The organism is Pseudomonas sp. 210_17 TE3656 (assembly GCF_054821965.1).
This window is the reverse complement of sequence record NZ_JBTRBC010000001.1, coordinates 5,249,948-5,268,786: the sequence shown is the minus strand read 5'-3', so window position 1 is coordinate 5,268,786 and position 18,839 is coordinate 5,249,948. Positions and strand designations below refer to the sequence as shown.

Below are 18,839 nucleotides of genomic sequence, written 5' to 3'. Positions count from 1 at the left end.
TTTCAACTCAATGGCGCAACTGCACCTTGCTCAGCGCCAGCTCGACCAGACTGCGAGCGCTGTCGATTTCATGCATGGTCGCCAGCGTCAGAATCTGCCCGGGCGGTTGCGGGTGCAGCAGTACCGTCTGCTGGGCCACGGTCAGTGCGCAGACGAGATACTCCGAGATCTGCACGAGGAGGTCTTCAAGGGAATGGTCATGGAGATGGAGGGGTGGATCGGGGACGATCTTGAGCATATACACCTCGGAAGTCAGTGATACTGCTACAGACCTGCTGTCAAACAGGAGGGTGGCAGCTGTACGCGGGTTGACAGACCGAGGACTCCCGAACTCGGCGCACACGAGGTGCCCCACGTACAACCGCCATAAAGCGTGCACGTGTCGGGAGAAGTTTGTCAGCCTGTCAAAGCCGGTCGTTGAGTGCCAACGACCGGCAGAGACTAGGCTGCACTCCAGAGCAGCGCAACGGCTCAAAGTCGCTGCAAGTATCTTTGGGAAATGGACTACAAGGAAGAGGGATAATCTGAAAAGGTGCTGGATAAATCATTCGCCCTCTATCGCGGGGCAAGCCCGCTCCCACAGCGTCATGAACAACTATTTACCACCTTGGCCGCCCTCGCCTCCCGCCTCCTGAGTGCCCCTTGAACAGGAGCACTGCAAATGCCATCCATAGACCTGGAAAACCCGCACCAACAACTGATCGCGCGTCAGCTTCCGGCCTGGAGTCAACACACCGCCCCCGAGCAATGGCAAACCTTGCACGAAACCCTGCTGCCCGCCCAAGGTCTGCCCGGCGAACAGGCCGACTGGTTCGCCAATGCCGCACCCGATCTGCGCGAGGCCGTTCAAGCCAGCCAGACACGCCTGGCGCACTCGCAGAACACCCTGGCCCGCGCACTGAAGGGCTTGAAGAACATTGCAGAATTCGCCGAACCTCTGCTGGCGCAAGCGCTGGCAACCCACCACCAATTGTCGGTGCCGTTGCGCAGCAGCGAACTGATCCACATCCATCACCTGTTTACCTGGCAAACCTACGTCAGCCAGCACGAACGCCGAAGCCTGCTCGACGCCGCCCTGCACAACTTCGAAAACGCGATCGAGTTCAGCCGCGAAAGCGCGCTGGTCCTGGCAGGTGATGCGCAGGTTGAAAAGACCGTGGTGATTGGCAAGACCACGCTGGGTGACAGCGAAACACTGGTCGACATCGAGCTGGAATCCGAGGCCTACGCGATCAAGCCTTTAAGGCTGTCCCCGGAAGATTTCGCACGTACCTGCCGATCCCTGGACCTCGGTCAGCGCTACCAGGTACACCTGGCATCCGTGTTCGCCCCCGCGCAGGTCGCCACGCTGGCGATCAGGGTTCACCAGGATCGTCTGCACCTGGCCGCGGACCTCGCCTTCCTCCGTCACCATGTGAACGGCAAGGCACTGGACAAGCTGCAGACATTGCTCGACGAAAGCACAACACTGACCTGCAGCCAGCTGCGCCTGTTCGGTATCGTCTTGCACGAGGTGCTGATCCTCGACCTTGGCGAAACGGGCCTGCTGCTCCACTTGCCGGGCCACGGGATTTCGTTGCGCCAGTTCGCAAACCTGTCCGCATTGCATGACCATCTGCGCGATGACCTGCGGCAGGCGGACTTCCGGCAACGCTTTCTGGCCTACGTCCCGCGCGATCAGCAGCAAACGTTCCTCAGCCGTTTGCGACAGAACCTTGATGCCAACGGTAACGCGTCGCTGTACCTGGAGTCGGTCGCCATCGAAGGTGAGCTGTTCAGCTTCCTCCACCAGGACCATGTCACCCGGCTAAAAACCGAGGCCCGTCAGCTCGCTGTGCCGACCGCCGATGCCGACGAGCAGGCGCGCAAGCGGCGTCAGGCACTGTACGAGAGCCTTGGCCTGAATGCGCTGATGGTAGCCGGTCTGTTCGTTCCCGGTGTCGGCACGCTGATGACGGCGGTGATGGTCTGTCAGTTGCTCGACGAGGTGTATGAGGGTTACCAGGCCTGGAGCGTTGGTGATCGTCAGTTGGCCCTACGCCATCTGGAAGCGGTCGGGTTGAACCTGGCACTGATCGGTGGGCTGCATGTGGCCGGCAAGGTGGTGCCAAAACTGTTCAACAGCCCGCTGATGGAAAGTCTCGAACCCGTTCGCAGCGCCGCAGGTACGCAGCGCCTGTGGCGTCCCGAGCTTGTCTCCTATGCCAGTGACGTTGTGCTGCCCGAACAGCTGCAAGCCAACAGTGCCGGGCAGTTCGAGCACCAAGGCCGCAGCTTTATCCGCTTCGATGGTCGTGTCTTTGAGCAGCGCCTGGACCCTGCCCTGGAGCGCTGGCGCATCGTTCACCCCAGCGACCCGCAGGCCTATCAGCCACTGCTGGAGCACAACGGCGAAGGCGCCTGGCGCGCAGAACACGAGCAAGCCCATGCCTGGTCCGGCGCGCGCCTGGTGCGACGGTTGAGTCCGGACTATCAGGGATTGGCTGATGTCGATCTGCTCAAGGCGCTGCAGGTCAGCGGTACGAGCGAGGAACACGTGCTGCAGACCCACCTGGCCAATCAACCCATCCCCGAGCCGCTGGCCTATACCCTTGAAAGTCTGCGCACCGAGGGGCCGTTATCAGCCGCGCTGGAACAACGCGCCAGCCAACTGGCCAGCGACCTGCCGCTGACCCGCGCCGCCCTGGGGCTGTGGCTGCCGCGGCTGGTCAGCAATAACAGCGAACGACTGTTGCTGGTGTGCCTGAAGCGCCTGCCCGGCTGGTCGCCAGAGCTGCGCCTGGAGATTCGCGCTGGCAGCCCGCACGGTACAGTGCTGCACGCCATTGGCGAGGTGCAGGCAAGCGAGCGAGGGGTGGTGGTCAAATCGCTTGATGGTTACGAGGCCTACCTGGGTGAACGCCCTGCTCCCGGGATGATCGACCATGACCTGTGTCGCGCGGTCGAGGCGGCACTGCCCAGCCAGAAGCGTCTGGCCATGGGACTTGCGGCCAATGCTGGCGAAGCCTTGCGCGAGCGCGTATTGACGATGGTTGCCGATGACCGCGACGCACTGAATCGAAGCCTGTGGGGTTATCAGCCAAGCCGTTGGGGCGAAGGGATTTTACGCGGCGGCGAAGCGCCCCGGGGTTACTCGCGGCAGTTCCTGCACACGTCGGTGGCGGTGCGCTATCGGCGGCTGTTTCCCAGCACCTCCGATCTGCACATTCAGGCGGTCATCCAGAACTGGCGGAATCGGGGCCTGTCGCCGACGCTCGAACTGGATCGACTGGAAGATCGACTGCAGGAACTGCGCCGCGACCTGGTCGACTGGGCAGTGCCGGTACCAAACCGGCGGCGAGCCATCCAGCGCATAGAAAATGCCTGGCGGCGTAACGCTGGGCAGACGCTGATGAACGGCAACGCCCTGCATACCCTGGACCTCTCGGCCCTAAGTCTGAATGACCAGGACCTTATCACGCTGGCGCTGCCCGATGACTTCACTCATATCGGCGAACTGGACCTTTCCGGCAACCCGGGTGTGACGACTTTGCCGGCAGAACTGTACGAGCGCTTCCCCGCCCTGGAGCGCCTGCGGCTGACCCGCTGTGGCGTCAACCAGATGCCCCGTGTGGGCATGCCACAGACGCTGGCATGGCTGGACCTGGAGCACAACCCACTGGTGTGGGATGTCGTCGCCCAGGCAAGGCTCGACAGCCTCGTCAACCTGCGCGTACTCGACCTCTCGCATTGCCCGCTGGGCCGCGCTCCGGACTTCACCGCGCTACCCCATCTGCGCACTGTGTTCCTGACCCGCTGTGGCCTGCGCGAGTTGCCCAACGGCTTGCAGGGACTGGTCGACCCCCTGCTGCTGGATTTCGCCTACAACCCGCTGGTGAACCTGCCGGCGGTAGAAGCCATCCCACACCCTGTGGCGCGGGCATTTCGACTGGAGAGCAACGTCTTGGGTGCACAGGTCGGGGCGCAAATCGACAGCTACTACCAGGCCACCGGTATAGATTTATTGATTCCGGACGTTGACTACGAAGAGCTGCTCGGCGGCGCCAGCGCGGACCAGATGGGCATCTGGGAGCGCCTGCCACTGCAGTATCGCCGCGACCTGCGAGCGCTGGTCGAGAGCAACTGGTACCGCGACACCCTGCCCGACTCGCATGCCGAGGCCTGGCGGCGTCTTACGCGCATGGACCAGGATCAGTACTACCGCAGACGCATGCTGGCGCTGCCTGCAGAACGGCTGCTGGACCTGGAGATTGAACACCGCTGACTCAATCAATCACCAGGTGTTGGCGCATCTGACGGTCAGCCAGCCAGGTCTGTAACGCCTGCGCAGGCATTGGCCGCGCCATCAGGAAACCCTGACCCTGGTCACAGCCGGCATTGCGCAGGAAGTCATACTGGGCCTGGGTCTCGATGCCTTCGGCGGTGATGTGAAAGCCCAAGGCATGGCCCAGGTCGATGATCGCCCGGGTAATCGCCACCGCGTCATCATCAGCGGGCAAATCCTTGATGAAGGCGCGGTCGATCTTCAGGTGGTCAATGGGCAACGACTTGAGGTAGGCCAGCGACGAGTAACCGGTGCCGAAGTCATCCACCGCGGTTGCCACACCCATGGCCTGCAGCTGGGCCAATGCCGCACAGGCCTGCTGCTGGCTTTCCATCAACAGGCTTTCGGTGATCTCCACCTCCAGCAGGGTCGGCGGCAGGTCATAACGTTTCAGGCTGCGCGACAGGCTGGCGACATAGTCACTGCGCTCGATCTGCAAGGCTGCAACGTTGATCGCCACCGGCCCCGGCAGGCAGTCGGCAGCGCGCCAGGCGGCGATCTGCTCACAGGCAAGCTCAAGCACCTTTTCCCCCAGGGGAATGATCAGACCGGTGCGCTCGGCCAGCGGAATGAACTGCGCCGGCGATACCAGGCCATAATCAGGGTCGCGCCAGCGCAGCAACGCTTCGGCGCCTTCGACACGCCCACTGAACAGGTCGATCTTCGGTTGGTACCAGAGTTCGAATTCATTGTTCTGCAACGCCCGGCGCAGGTTGCGCTCCAGGCACAGACGCTCCTGCAGGCGCTCGGTCATGTCCGGGTGGTACAGCCGCCAGGCGTTGCGCCCGCTCTCCTTGGCGGCATACATGGCAGTGTCGGCATGGCGCATCAAGCGGTCGCTGCTCTGGCCATGTTCAGGGTGCCAGGCAAGACCGATGCTACCGGTGACCAAGGCCGCGTTGCCATTGAGGTCAAAGGGTAGCTGCAGGGTTTGCAGCAGGCCCTGAACCCGGTCAATACAGGCGTGCTCAGCGCCAATCAACAAGAACGCGAATTCATCCCCGCCCAGGCGGCAAAGGCCATCCTGATCATCGAGCACTTGCACGAAGCGCGCGGTGGCCTGTTGCAGCAACAGGTCGCCCATCGGATGCCCGAGGCTGTCGTTGACCTGCTTGAAACCGTCGATATCCAGTACCAGTACGGCCAGGTGCTGCTCAGCGTTGATCGCCTCTTGCAGGCGGTGATTGAACAACACCCGGTTAGGCAAACCGGTGATCACGTCATAATGGGCCAGGCGCTCCAGCTGCGCCTGGGACTGTTTGAGTTCGCGGTTGCGCAGGTTGATCAGGTGGTTACTGCGGTTGAGCTGGGCGACAAAGACACTGAACAGTCCGGTACAGGTCAATGCGAACAGGAACAAGGGTGAGGCAAACAGGCTCATGGACGGCCAGCCACCCAAGGGGCTCGCCGCCAGTTGCCATAACCCGCCGGGCACATCGACATTGACCGTTACCGCATGCTCTTCAAACAGCTTGGGGTTACCCCAGATCATCGCACCCACCGAGCCCTGGCCATCGGCGCCACGCAGAGCCAGTTCAAAGCCCGGATCAAGGTCCAGCCCTGCGGCGCTGAGCAAGCGGTCAATGTCTGCCACGATCGAGACATTGCCCCAGTACAGCTTGACGCCCTTATGCCCCTTGAGAAACACCGGACGCCGGTAGATCAGCCCGCGACCGCCCTGGTACAGCTGCACGGGCCCTGCCAGCACCGGGCTATAGTGGTCGCGCGCGCGTTGCAGCATCGGGTACTGGTCCGGCAGGTGACGGTAGTCGACGCCGATGACGCTCTGGTTGCCCTTGATCGGATAAACATCGGCAATTACATCGCCCGGCGCCACCGAGATGTGGCGGATATGCGGTACCGAGGCGATGGCCTGGCGCGCCATGTCATGAAAGTGCTCGGGGCTGATCTGGCCGTCGGCGCTGATCAGTTGGGCGATGCCTTCGGTCTCGCCAAACGCCGAGCGCAACTGCGCCTCCAGGGCGGCGCGCACCCCGGACAGACGTGCGCCGGCATTGGCCACCAGTTCGCTTTCCTGGCGCTGAACGTCCAGGCGCCCAAGCGCCACCGACAGGCCGATGCCGATCAGCGCAAAGCCGATCGGCAGCAAGCGATTGAGGGTGGTGCCCAGGGTCGCGGGCAGGACCAGTTTGTCATCAAGGGCGAGGATTCTTGTGCTCATAGGTCCGTTGTTCGCGTCGGCATACCGCTTTATCGGCGTGTCGCGCGCAATATTGAGTGAGGCTGGCTTTTTTTAGCGCGCTGGCGTTATGCTCGAACTGAAACGTTTCACCCATTATAGAAAAAGAGGTGCTGCGCCCATGGACCATCTGCTCGATTCGCTGTTTCCCACCGCCAACGAGATCCCCGAGGCGTACCGCCTGGGTGAACCGCTGGTGCAACGCGAGTACTTGGTCAACGGCCAGTTGCAGCGTTGGGACGGGCCGCTGGCCACCGTGCGCAGCCCGGTATGGCTCAAAGAAGGTGATCAAGAGCGCCAGGTGATCCTCGGCAACACGCCACTGCTCGATGCCGACACCGCCCTCACCGCCCTGGACGCCGCCGTGCACGCCTACGACAAAGGCCGCGGTACCTGGCCAACTATGCGTGTGGCTGAACGTATCCAGCACGTCGAGACCTTCCTGAGCAAGATGCGCGCGCAACGTGAGGCGGTGGTCAAGCTGCTGATGTGGGAGATCGGCAAAAACCTCAAGGACTCGGAGAAAGAGTTCGACCGCACCTGCGACTACATCGTCGACACCATCAATGCCCTCAAGGAGCTGGACCGCCGCTCCAGCCGCTTCGAACTGGAACAGGACACCCTCGGCCAGATCCGTCGCGCGCCACTGGGCGTGGCACTGTGCATGGGCCCCTACAACTACCCGCTGAACGAAACCTTCACCACCTTGATTCCGGCGCTGATCATGGGTAACACCGTGGTGTTCAAACCGGCCAAGTTCGGCGTGCTGCTGATTCGCCCCCTGCTCGAAGCCTTCCGTGACAGCTTCCCGGCCGGGGTGATCAACGTTATCTATGGGCGCGGCCGCGAGACCGTCAGCGCGCTGATGGCCAGTGGCAAGGTCGATGTGTTTGCCTTCATCGGCACCAACAAGGCGGCCAGCGACCTGAAAAAGCTCCACCCACGCCCGCATCGTCTGCGCGCCGCTCTGGGCCTGGATGCGAAGAACCCGGGGATCGTGTTGCCCGAGGTCGATCTGGACAATGCCGTCAACGAGGCCGTTACTGGCGCCCTGTCGTTCAATGGCCAGCGCTGCACGGCGCTGAAGATCCTCTTCGTCCATGAGCAGGTGGTCGACAGCTTCCTCGACAAGTTCCAGCGCAAGCTGGCTGCGCTCAAGCCAGGCATGCCCTGGGAACCTGGCGTAGCGCTGACGCCGCTGCCCGAGGCGGGCAAGATCGACTACCTCAACGGCCTGGTGGCCGATGCCGTCGAAAAAGGCGCGCAGGTCATCAACCCAGGAGGCGGCAGCAGCCGTGGCTCGTTCTTCTACCCGGCGCTGCTGTACCCGGTGAATGCCGGCATGCGCGTGTACCAGGAAGAACAGTTCGGCCCGGTGGTGCCAGTGGTGCCCTATCGCGACCTGCAGACCGTGATCGACTATGTGCTCGACTCCGACTTCGGCCAGCAACTGAGCATCTTCGGCACCAACCCGGCTGAAGTCGGCCGCCTGGTCGACACCTTCGCCAACCAGGTCGGGCGGATCAACCTCAACGCCCAGTGCCAGCGTGGCCCGGACACCTACCCGTTCAACGGCCGCAAGAACTCCGCCGAAGGCACCTTGTCGGTACACGATGCGCTGCGCGTGTTCTCGATCCGCACACTGGTGGCGACCAAGTTCCAGGAGAGCAACAAGCAGCTGATCAGCGACATCATCCGTAATCGTGATTCCAGCTTCCTGACCACCGATTACATTTTCTGATTGCCGTCCGTCCAGCGCCGCAGGTTTTGATTTGCCCAATCGCCGAAACTGTACAAATATACAGTTTCGCGCCATCCACCCTGCGGCGCGCTAAGGAGGATTCATAAAATGGCCGTCAAACCAATCCCCGAAGGACAGCACAGCATTACCCCTTACCTGGGCATCAAGGATGCCGGCAAGGCCATCGACTTCTACAAAGCCGCGTTCGGCGCGGTCGAGATGTTCCGCCTGGAAAGCCCGGATGGCCGGGTCGGGCATGCAGAGCTGAAGATTGGCGACTCATCGATTATGCTCGCCGACCCCTGCGACATGGAGGGTGGCCTGGTCAGCAGCCAGTCGCTCGGTGGCGCAGCGATTGGCCTGCACCTGTATGTCGATGATGTCGATGCGCGCTTTGCCCAGGCCCTCAAGGCCGGTGCCACCCAGGTCAGGGCCGTGGAAAACCAGTTCTACGGTGACCGCAGCGGCACCTTGAAAGACCCGTTCGGCAATCTCTGGTTCGTCTCGTCCCACGTTGAGGACGTCTCGGTGGAAGAAATCCGCGCCCGCGCCGCCAAGCTGTTCGGCGGACAGTAATCCCGGTGGTTCCCGGCTGGCGAGCCATGGCCGTCAGCCGGGCTTTGCATTAAGGTGGCGGGCACAGGAAGGCTGGCCAGGATTGCTCATGAGAATCATCGAAAAAAACACCGCGCTGGTGCGCACGCTCACCCCTGCCGAAGATGAGCTGCTGCACGGTTTTGTCCAAGGCAACCTGGCCGGCCCACGCCTGCTGCAGGCCAATCAGCTGTTGCTCAAGATCCGCGCGGCCGGGCACTGGCTGGCGTGTGACTGCCAACCGCGGGCAATGCCGATTCTCAACGTCAATCTCAACGGCAATACCGGCACCCTGTTTCTCAAGAACAACCCTGGCACCGCCGAGCATGCCTGCGACTGCGCATTCATCAAGGATGAGCGCGAAGCTGCTCGCCCAGAGGATGTCGAGGTAATCCCGGCCGCCTGGTTACCCCCCGACACGCCCTTGCGCCTGATCGGCGATTTTCGCCGCCCCGCCCCTGGTAGCGGTGGCGAGGCTGGCAATGGGGGTGACAAGCGCGAGCAACACCGTTTGCTGTCCTTGCTGCTGACGCTAATCGAGGCCGGTGGCCTGAACGTCTATGCCAGCCACCTGAAAAAAGACCTCAGCGGACAATTTGCCGAGCTGCGCAGCGTCGCCAGCCGTTACCCCTTGATCGAGCGGGTGCCGGCCAGCAACTACCTGGAAACCCGCCTGGACATGAAGCACATGATGATGCTCAAGGCGCGCCTGCGCGACTCCAGCGCCTTTGGCAATCATCGTCGCTACGGTTTGATGCTCGATTGCGTCAGCCAGATCAAGGCACGCAAGGTGTACAACGAACGCAGCGAAGACGGCTTCGACTTTCAGGGGCATCACCTGTTGTGGGGCGGCAGCAAAACCGCGGGGCCATTGCTGGCCCTGGCCATCTACTCACCGGCCAGTGCGGGCAGCCATTTCTACGAACTGATTCATGTCGCCAGCGTCCCGGTGCTGTCGCGTGGGCAGCTGTTTCCGGTGTATCGCGATGAAGAGCGCGAGCCGTTGAAGATGCTCATCTCCTTGATCGACTGGATGGCCAGCAAGGGTGTGCGGGTAATCATGCGCCGCCCGGTGATTGGTGGCCAGGGCATGGATGCATTGGTGCTCAGCTCCGATCAGGACCGGGTGCTATCGGTATCGCTGACCGAACAACCGCTGGGGCCGGAGCCTGAAGGCGAAACGTTCAAGCGCTATGCCGACTTCAAGAGCCTGGACACCTTTCGCAAGTATGTCGCGGGCTTCTTCATGCGTGGACGTGAGTAATCGCGGGGCAAATGAGACCGGGTGGGAGCGGGCCTTGCCCCGCGATCTGCCGCAAGGCGGCAGTAAACCCAAGCGGCGCGGTGTACCAGAGAGTCCGCACACTCAGGATTTGCGGCCGCTACGCGCCCGATCGCGGGGCAAGGCCCGCTCCCACCATCACCACTGCCGCTTATCTGGCCGGGTCAGGCCAAGCTTCTCGATCCGGTAACGCAACATATCCCGGCTCAACCCCAGAAGCCGCGCCGATTTGGTGACATTCCAGTCGGTACGATCAAGCATCTTGCGCACCATCTCGCGCTCCACCTCAGGCAAGCTGGTGGAAGCCGGAACCTCAGCACTGCCATGATGGTTGTCATGAAACGCCGGTGCCGGCATCTCAAACGGCTCATCGACCAGACTCATGCAGACATTGAGCTGATGCGGCGCAATCTCCTCGTTAGGCGCAAGCAATACCGTCTGCTCAAGCATATTGCGCAGTTCCCGCACGTTGCCCGGCCAGCTGTAGTTGAGCAGCAGCTCTTCGGCCTCCGGGCTGAAATACAAGTGCGACTTGCCATAGCGCTTGCCATGCAGGGCGAGGAAGTGCCGGGCCAGCAGCAGGATGTCTTCACCCCGGGCATACAACCTCGGGACCTTGATCGAAATGATACGCAGGCGAAAGAACAGATCACGGCGAAACTTGCCCTGTTGCACCATCTGCTCCAGGTTGCAGTTGGTAGCACTGATGATGCGCAGATCGACCTTGCGCTCCTTCACCGCACCAATCCGGCGTATCGTCCGGTCTTCCAGCAACTTCAGCAGCTTGGCCTGCAGGATCAGGTCCATTTCCCCGATTTCGTCAAGAAACAGCGTGCCGCCATCCGCCGCTTCCACCAGGCCGACCCGGCGGTCCTTGGCATCGGTGAACGCGCCCTTCTCATGGCCAAACAGCTCTGCCTCCAGCAGGTTGGCCGGAATCGAGGCGCAGTTGAATTCGATAAACGGCCCCTTGCTGCGTGCGCCGTCAAAATGCAGGGCGCGGGCCACCAGTTCCTTGCCCGTGCCAGTCTCGCCTTCCACCAGCACCGGCGGTAAATCACCGCTGGCCATGCGTCGTTCGGCATCGAGCAACTGCGTGAGCGTGTGCTTGAGCCCGAGCATCGCCGGCGACTCGCCGATCAGCGACTGGCCACCGGATTTTTGCGCTTCGCGCTCCTGGTAGAACGACAGCGTACGTTCCAGGCGCTCGGCCGCCAGGGCTTTGTCGAGCATCAGTTTGAGCTCGGCCAGCACCACCGGTTTGGTCAGGTAGTGAAAGGCGCCCTCCTTCATCGCCAGCACGGCATCTTCTACGTTGCCGTAGCCGGTCATCATGATCACCTTGAGCTCCGGCGCACGCTCGGCCAAGGCCTTGATCAACTCATGACCGTTCATGCCCGGCAACGAATTGTCGGTCAGCACCGCATCGGGTTGACACTTGGGCAGTTGCTCCAGCGCCTCCTCGGCACTATGACAAACCGTGACCTCGAAGCCTTTGCGCTCTAGATAGGTCTGGATATTTTCAGCAAGGATTTCATCATCCTCCACCACCAGGATGCTGTGCTCCATGATCCCCTCCCGCTGCAACATTGAAAATCAGGCATACGCGGGTTCCTTCCTCTTCGCGACTGGTCAGGCTGACCGCGCCGCCGAAACGCTCCATTATTCGTTTGACCAACACCAAACCGACGCCCAGGCCGCCCTGTTTGGTGGTGAAAAAAGGTTTGAAAACCATTCGTTCCTGTTGCTGACTCATGCCCTTGCCGGTATCACTCAAGGTTAGCTGGACCTTGCCTTCGCCGGGCAGCTCAAGCACCTCCAGGGTCAACCGGCCACCGCCTGGCATCGCCTCGAGGGCATTGGAAAACAGGCTGTTGAGGATCTGCGTAAGCAATACCGGCTGGCTCACCACCAGCGCCGTCGGCGGCGTGCTGACTTGCAGCTGCACCTTGTTGCGCTCGGTCTGCTGGGCAAAGGCGCTGCAGGTGTCTTCAACCGCCGCAATCAGGTCAACGGCTTCGGCATCGTCCTTCAACGGCCGCAACGACACCAGTAGCTCACGCACCCAGCGCGACATACGGTCAACCTGATTGATGATGTCGCCGATGTTTTTCTGCGAGCGCTCACTGGCAATTTCCTGAGCCAGTTCAGCACTGGAGCGGATGGTGGCCAACGGATTGCGCAAGCTGTGGGCCACCGCCGAGGACATCTCGCCAAGGGCGACAAAGGTTTCGCTGGCCACCAGTTTGGTCTGTTGTGCATGCAACAGGCTCGCCGCACGGCGCACGATCCAGAACAGGCCGAAGTAGATCAGCGCGCCGCCAAGCAAGGTCGACGTCCAGATCAGCACATAACCACGCTGAATGCGCCGTACCAGGTCCTGCGGCTCCTTGTACACCTCCACCATCGACAGCACCTGAGTGCCAGTCTCGTCGAACATCGGGATGTAGTTCTCGATGAACAGGTACTCCGGCTCACGCTGGAACTTCTGTTCTTCGCGGTCTTCATCGGCCTTGTGGTAACTGGCCGATACCGGTACTTGCGAATGGAACGACTCGTCGAGGTCGTCATCGCCGACGATCTTCTGACCAATCAGCAACGGGTTGGTGGACCAGACAATGGTCCGGTCCAGGGCATAGACATTGGTCAACAGGGTGTCGGGCAAGTGCTCGACGTGGTCGAGAAACTCGATACGCGTGGACGCCGCCAGGTCGGCGCTGATCCCTGGGTGCTGCTTGTCCATCCGCGGATCGAGCAATTGTGCCATGGTGATGCCCGGCGGAATTCGCGAATGGCGCACCTCGGCCTTGGCCATGGCCTGGATGAACTGCGCGGTGAGCATGGCATCACGCTCGACGCTGTCATTGACCACAAACTGCGTCGAGACATAGCCCAGCCCTACCGCCACCGAGGCGATGATCAACAGACTGACCACAGAAAACCAGCGCAACAGGTTGAACTCGCGCAAGGTCCGGTCAGGTGAAGCTTGGTTTGGGTGGCCCTCATCGGCCAGTTTCTTATTCAGCACCTGCATCGATCGTTCCTGGCGGGCTGTTTTTTTCTTACAACTTATAGCCCAGCCAGGTGACGATGTTTTGAATCAATACTAATGGCCAGTCGCCCACTGATAGTATTTTGCCTTTACTGCACGCTGCCCGCCCCGTCGTTCGCTGCGTGTGCCTGCTTCAGCGTCTCCTGACGCTCGGTTTCCTGCTGAAGAAATTCCAGCAGGTTGTCGGCATCCTGCTGGTTCAGACGCAGGTTAGGCATGGCCACCCGGTTGAACTGTTGATAGAGCATCACCGCCAAAGCATCGCGCTCAGCCAGCATGCGATCCGGCTCACGGATCCAGCGGCTCAGCCAGGCCCGCTCGCGTCGCTGGGTGACGCCGAGCAGATCCGGCCCGACGCTGCGCATGCCGATGCCTTGGCCATCTTCCGGGCCCAGGCTGTGACAAGCCGCGCAGCGCGTGCGAAACAGCTCCTCGCCGCTGCTGGGTGGGCGAATATCCGGCGCTTGGGCATAGCTTTGCTCGGCACTGGGCGTCTTCCAGTTCTGCAGGCTGTTGGCCAACTGGTCGGCGAGGATCCAGGGGTTTTCGAACGGCGAGGCCTTCATCCAGCGCCCGGTTGTCTGGTTGCCGACAATCAGACTCAGGTTGTGGTCGCGGCTGCGGCCATTGTCGACCCCTTCGATGAACAGCCCCAGGCGCCGACGCAGCTGGTCGATCTGATCCTTGTCACCGGTCAGAAAGCGCCAGCCCGGTCCGACCTTGAAACGGGCAGCGTAGGCTTTGAGTACTTCAGGGGTGTCACTGAGCGGGTCGATGCTGATCGAATAGAAAAACACATCACGCCCGACCCTGTCCCCCAGCAGTTGCTGGACCTGGCGCAAACGTGCGGTCTCCAGCGGACAGGAGTCGCCGCAGCCGGTGAAGATGAAGTTGATCACCACCACCTTGTCCTTGATCAGGTCATCGAAAAAGTGCACCTGTTGACCGTCCTGATCCGTCAGCGGTGTGTTCGGAAAATACCCCGCGCCCCAGGGCGTGGCATCCTCTGCCAGCACCTGGAACGCCCAGCACAGCAGAGCCGTGCCTAGCCAGATTGATATACGCCCCATGGCTCACTCCCCTTCGGCTAGTTGCTGATCTTGACTTGCGGGCCCTTGCCGTCCCCGCTACGCCAGGTCGGCAGCGCGGCGGAATTGATGTACTTGACGCCGTCCCAGCTGGGCAGTGGCGTGGGCATCAGTTGCAACTGGCCAGGGTGCTCGATGTCCCAACGCAGCAGCATCGAGTTGTCTTCATGCTGGGTGTTGTGACAGTGCTCCATGTAGGTCCCGGCGAACTCGCGGAAGTTGATCGCCACCTCGACGTTGTCCAGGCCGTCACTCTCGCTGCCGATGCGGTAGACGTCCTTGCGCGCCCACTTTTCCCATTCTGGGGGGGCCTTGCCGCCGCGGCTGAGGATGATGCCTTCCTCGAAGTGCACATGCACCGGATGGCTCCAGCCATTGCCGCCGTTCTGGATCTTCCACACCTCCAGGGTACCGACGCCGGCGTAACCGCCATCGGTGGGCCCGGTGGCCAGCTGTGGCGCGGCACTGAGCCGGCGCGGGTCCATGTTGTAGCCCAGGCCGCCGTCGGACTTGATGGTCCACGGCACCTGGTCTGTGCCGTCCGAGCGCCCGAAGACAAAGGTCCGGTGCCGGGCCTGGGCCAGGCGTGCCAGATCGGCCGGGTTATCACGGTGCAGCTTGAGCGGGATCATGATTTTGCCTTCGGCCTTGCCCGGTTTGGCCGGCTCATAGGCCGCCGGGTCCATGGCCAGGTCCTGGCCGCTGTAGGCCTTGACGTTGAGTTGCAGGACCTTGCCCACCGCAGGGTCACCCCTGTCCCATTGCGGGCCCTTGCTGGTCTGTTTGATCACCGCCAGGTACTTCTCCGACAGCACGTCGGCCAGAGGGATGTCCTCTTTCGGTCCTTTGCCGGTTTCATGCGCCTTGAGGTTGACGAAGAACAGTTTGTCGCCCGGTTTGATTCCGTTTTTGGCGAAGTTGACGATGATGTCGAAACGCTCGGCGATCCCCTGGGTCGGCAGAATCGCGTTGTGGTTCTGGCGGTCACCGTCGGCATCCAGGTCCATGCTGCCGTCAAACGGCACCGAGTGTTCCATGATGTTGCCGTCGTTGGCGATCATGTGGAACGGCACCCGCGCATACGACAGGCCCGACCCCTTGGGCCCGGCGAACTCGCCGCCACTGCCCTTGATCTCGCGCACCAGTGCCAGTTTGAAGTAGCGTGATACCGAACCGTTGAGAATCCGCAAGCGGTAACTGCGCGCGCGCACGTCGAGGTACGGTTTGTACTGCCAGTTGACCAGCACCTGGTCACCGAGAAAGCCGTCGGTGTTGAACGGGTTGAACCACAGCTGACCGTCCGCCCCCCAGGCTTTGTCGGCGATCAGCAGGTTGACGTCATAGTCGCGGTTGCCCCAGGACAAGGCCGAGCCGCTGGGCAAGCGCAGGTTGACGCCGTCTTCGAAGGCTTCGTTGCCGCGATCCAGGGCGCTGTAATAGTTCATCATCGCCGCGTTGCCCTTGTAGACATTCTGCGCGGTGAAATCGAGCATGTGGTCGTGAAACCAATGGGTGCTCATGGTTTCGCGCCAGTCGCCGCGGATACGGATGCTGCCGTTATCACAGGTTTTAAGGCCCGGCTCGGCGTCGTTGACCCACAGTTTTTCGCCGGGCGTGCACGGAAATGCCGCCCGCGGATCTTCGGCGCGGGTGTTGATGCTGTCGTAACCGGCCAGCTGGATCGGCCAGCGGTAGTCGTAATACTGCCCGGGAAAGAAAAACGCGTTGGCATAACCGTCGCTTTCCGCCGGCGCATGCCCGTTGTGCTCATGGGTGCTGATGGTGTGCAAGCCAAAGCCGTGGTTGGCGGCCGGGTCAATCGGCAAAGCGTTGTAGTGACGCATCAACAGCGGCTGGCCGTAACGCACCATCAGCAGCTTGGCTGGCAGGGTGCCGTCGAAGGTCCATAGCGATTTGTGATCCTGCAAGGGCATATTGGGATGAAAGCGCGTGTCGACGCCCTTGGTCGTACCCAGGGTGTTGGCCTGCCCGGCAGTGTTGTAATACAGGCCACCGGGGCCGAACTCGCCGACGCTGTAGTGGTGCATCTGCATGGCGTCACGCAGCCCGCCGTTGACCCGTGCGCCGGCCTGCGCAGTCTTGTAGGCCGCTTGCGGGTAGAACTCGTTCCAGCGCTGGTGCGACCAGCCTTTTCCTGGTGGCCGGCCTTCGGCGGAAGCGCCGATATGGCGATTGAGAAACCCCTCGATCTGCACTTGCCAGGGGTTGCGATCGACCACATTGGCATACTGGCTGGGATACGGGGTCAGCCCTGGCTCTTTGAGAAAGGCATCGAGCAGTGGCCCGTTAGGTGCACTGCGGGACACATTGACGGGGTCCTGCTGCGGCGCAGGCCCGGTGCTGGGCGCGGGAAACACCTGTAGACCAGACGGGGTGGTGGGGTCCAGACGGGTCGGACCGAATTCTTCGAACAGCAACAGCTGTTGACTGAAAGGCTGAGCGCCGAACATCGGGCTCGGGGCGCCGTTGGTGGGGTAGTTGAATGAAGTCTGCAATGCCGGTGGCCGGGTGTTGTCCTGACGCGGCGTATTACGGTCGCCTTCGACACCATCCGGCAGGTCGAAGGCACCGACATTGGCCTCCGGCAGCAGCCGCAGGTTGTTCAAGGCAGCAGCGGGATCAGCGGGCACATCGTTGTAGGCCGACGGATCTCCCGGCTCCGGCTGCTCGACATCATCAATCGGACTGGCAGGCACTTCGGCCGCCAGCAGCAATGCCAGAGCGGCGCTCAGGCACAGGGGGTAATGCACACGCTTGCTCATGATCTTTCACCCAGTGTTTGCCAACCGGTAATGTCGAAGTGCAATTACCCGGCCAAAACTGTTTCAAGATATGTACAAGCTAATTATCAATGGCTTAGCAGCAAAATCTGTCAGTACTCGTTAAAAAAAATGGGGGAAACCTCCCCCAGATTCGGGTTTCAGCACCACCACTACCTTCAGCCCGGCACTACTCCCGGGCCACGCGGAAGCTCAGTTGCACTCGCGTGCCCTCGCCTTCGCGGCTGCTCAGGCGCACCGTGCCGCCAAAGCGTTCCATAATCCGTTTGACCAGCACCAGCCCTACGCCCAGGCCACCCTGCTTGGTGGTGTAGAACGGCCTGAAGGCCATGCGCAATTGCTCGTCGGTCATGCCCTTGCCACTGTCACACAGGCGCAAGGTCAGGGTTTTTCGGCTTTGGCGAACCTGTTCAACGCGCAACGTCCCACCGTCGCTCATGGCTTCCAGGGCATTGGCAATCAGGCTGTTGAAGATCTGCCCAAGCAGGACCGCCTGGCTGAGTACCTGGACATTGGCCAGCGGGTCAACCTGGACCTCGACGCCCTGGCGCCTGAGTTGCAGCGAGAACGCCTGCAGGCTGTCCTGCAGCACCCGCTCCAGTTCCACCGCTTGCGCTTCGTCATTGAGCGGGCGTAACGACTGCAGCAACTGGCGCACCCAGTGCGACATGCGATCGACCTGGCTGATGATGTCGCCAATGTTCTTCTGCGCCGGCCCTTCTTCGACCTCCTGAGCCAGTTCGGCACTGGAGCGAATGCTGGCAAGCGGGTTGCGCAGGCTGTGCGCCACCGCCGAAGACATCTCCCCCAGCGCGACAAAGGTTTCGTTGTTGATCAGACGCTTTTGCTGCTGCTGCAGGTGCCGGTTGGCACGGTACATCAGCCAGTACAGGCCGCCATAGACCAGTGCAGCGCCTACGGCGACAGCCATCCAGATCATCAGCAGGCCGTGCTCGATACGCCCGATCAGGTCACGGGGTTCCTTGTAGATTTCAACCATGGCGGTGACGTTCACACCGTCAGCATCGAACAGTGGAATGTAGTTTTCGATGAACAAGCTCTCAGGGGGGGTGATGAATTTCTGTTCGGCGCGCGCCTGATCGACGTTGTGGTAACTGGCCGAGACCCGCACTTTGTTATCGAAGGCGTGATCAAGGTCTTCGTCCGACTCGATCATCCGGCCAACCAACGCCGGGTTGCTTGACCAGATCACCGTGCGGTCCGGGGCATAGATGTTAGCCAGGAGCATGTCGGGCAAGTGGGCAACATGATCAAGAAACTCACCGCGAGCATTGCGCCGCGCCTCGGGGTTGACCTCGGGAAAGCTCTGGTCCAGCCGTGGGTCGAGCAGTTCGCCCATGGTCCGCACATTGGGAATGGACACGTGGCGCACTTCGGCCGATGCGATGGACTGGATGAACTGCGCGGTCAGCAACGCATCGCGCTCGACGCTTTCGTTGATCACGAAGCGGCTGGAAATCAGCCCCAGCCCTACAGCCACCGAGAGGATGATCGCCAGACTGACGAACGCATACCAACGCAACAGGTTGAACGGCCGCTTGGCTGGCGCTTGATCATGCGCGGTTTCGTGTACGGAGGGTGAATCCAGGCGTGATTGCAAGTCCATCGCGAACTCCTGGCAAATGACTTCTTAGGTTATAGCCCAGTTGCTTCCACTTGCCCCGCAAGCTTGCCCCAATTGCCCCCAACCCTGGGTCATCGGCCCCGCCATTACTTGCGTCCAACAGCGCGAAATT

11 protein-coding genes are annotated in these 18,839 nt (G+C 61.6%); 4 read left to right on the top strand and 7 right to left on the bottom strand.

From position 1 onward, the window contains the following. Positions 1-7 precede the first annotated feature (7 nt). On the bottom strand, positions 8-238 hold the full coding sequence (locus ACVI9W_RS24240; RefSeq protein WP_461531524.1) for a hypothetical protein: 231 nt from the start codon (positions 236-238) through the stop codon (positions 8-10). Positions 239-661: 423 nt separating this feature from the next. Here ACVI9W_RS24240 and ACVI9W_RS24235 point away from each other — a divergent pair, with 423 nt between their 5' ends. Further along, entirely contained in the window at positions 662-4,264 is a 3,603-nt protein-coding gene (locus ACVI9W_RS24235) for a dermonecrotic toxin domain-containing protein (RefSeq protein ID WP_461531523.1), read from the top strand. A 1-nt stretch (position 4,265) separates the two neighbouring features. Here the strand turns inward: ACVI9W_RS24235 and ACVI9W_RS24230 are convergent, their stop codons facing one another. Further along, positions 4,266-6,506, bottom strand: a complete 2,241-nt coding sequence (locus ACVI9W_RS24230) for a putative bifunctional diguanylate cyclase/phosphodiesterase (protein ID WP_461531522.1) — start codon at positions 6,504-6,506, stop codon at positions 4,266-4,268. Between the two features lie 139 nt (positions 6,507-6,645). On the opposite strand from ACVI9W_RS24230, the gene ACVI9W_RS24225 reads away from it, so the two are divergent. The 3 genes from ACVI9W_RS24225 to ACVI9W_RS24215 all read left to right on the top strand — a co-directional run bounded on the left by ACVI9W_RS24225 (position 6,646) and on the right by ACVI9W_RS24215 (position 10,123). Continuing rightward, a complete protein-coding gene (locus ACVI9W_RS24225; RefSeq protein WP_461531521.1) occupies positions 6,646-8,265 on the top strand; it encodes an NADP-dependent glyceraldehyde-3-phosphate dehydrogenase in 1,620 nt (539 codons plus the stop codon). A 108-nt stretch (positions 8,266-8,373) separates the two neighbouring features. After that, the gene (locus ACVI9W_RS24220) at positions 8,374-8,841 is read left to right on the top strand and encodes a VOC family protein (protein ID WP_461531520.1); all 468 of its coding nucleotides are present in this window, start codon (positions 8,374-8,376) and stop codon (positions 8,839-8,841) included. Positions 8,842-8,929: 88 nt separating this feature from the next. Then, a complete protein-coding gene (locus ACVI9W_RS24215) occupies positions 8,930-10,123 on the top strand; it encodes a hypothetical protein (protein WP_461531519.1) in 1,194 nt (397 codons plus the stop codon). Positions 10,124-10,279: 156 nt separating this feature from the next. On the opposite strand, the gene ACVI9W_RS24210 is transcribed toward ACVI9W_RS24215, so the two are convergent. The 5 genes from ACVI9W_RS24210 to ACVI9W_RS24190 all read right to left on the bottom strand — a co-directional run bounded on the left by ACVI9W_RS24210 (position 10,280) and on the right by ACVI9W_RS24190 (position 18,709). After that, positions 10,280-11,710, bottom strand: a complete 1,431-nt coding sequence (locus tag ACVI9W_RS24210) for a sigma-54-dependent transcriptional regulator (RefSeq protein WP_461531518.1) — start codon at positions 11,708-11,710, stop codon at positions 10,280-10,282. After that, entirely contained in the window at positions 11,679-13,175 is a 1,497-nt protein-coding gene (locus tag ACVI9W_RS24205; RefSeq protein WP_461531517.1) for a sensor histidine kinase, read from the bottom strand. The genes ACVI9W_RS24210 and ACVI9W_RS24205 overlap by 32 nt, the downstream gene beginning before the upstream one ends. Before the next feature lie 107 nt (positions 13,176-13,282). After that, positions 13,283-14,263 (bottom strand): SCO family protein, encoded by a 981-nt coding sequence (locus ACVI9W_RS24200; protein WP_461531516.1) that lies wholly within the window; start codon positions 14,261-14,263, stop codon positions 13,283-13,285. 17 nt (positions 14,264-14,280) lie between these two features. Further along, positions 14,281-17,064 (bottom strand): multicopper oxidase domain-containing protein, encoded by a 2,784-nt coding sequence (locus ACVI9W_RS24195; protein ID WP_461531515.1) that lies wholly within the window; start codon positions 17,062-17,064, stop codon positions 14,281-14,283. A 187-nt stretch (positions 17,065-17,251) separates the two neighbouring features. After that, complete coding sequence (locus ACVI9W_RS24190; RefSeq protein WP_461531514.1) at positions 17,252-18,709, bottom strand: sensor histidine kinase; 1,458 nt, start codon at positions 18,707-18,709, stop codon at positions 17,252-17,254. Between the last annotated feature and the right edge of the window lie 130 nt (positions 18,710-18,839).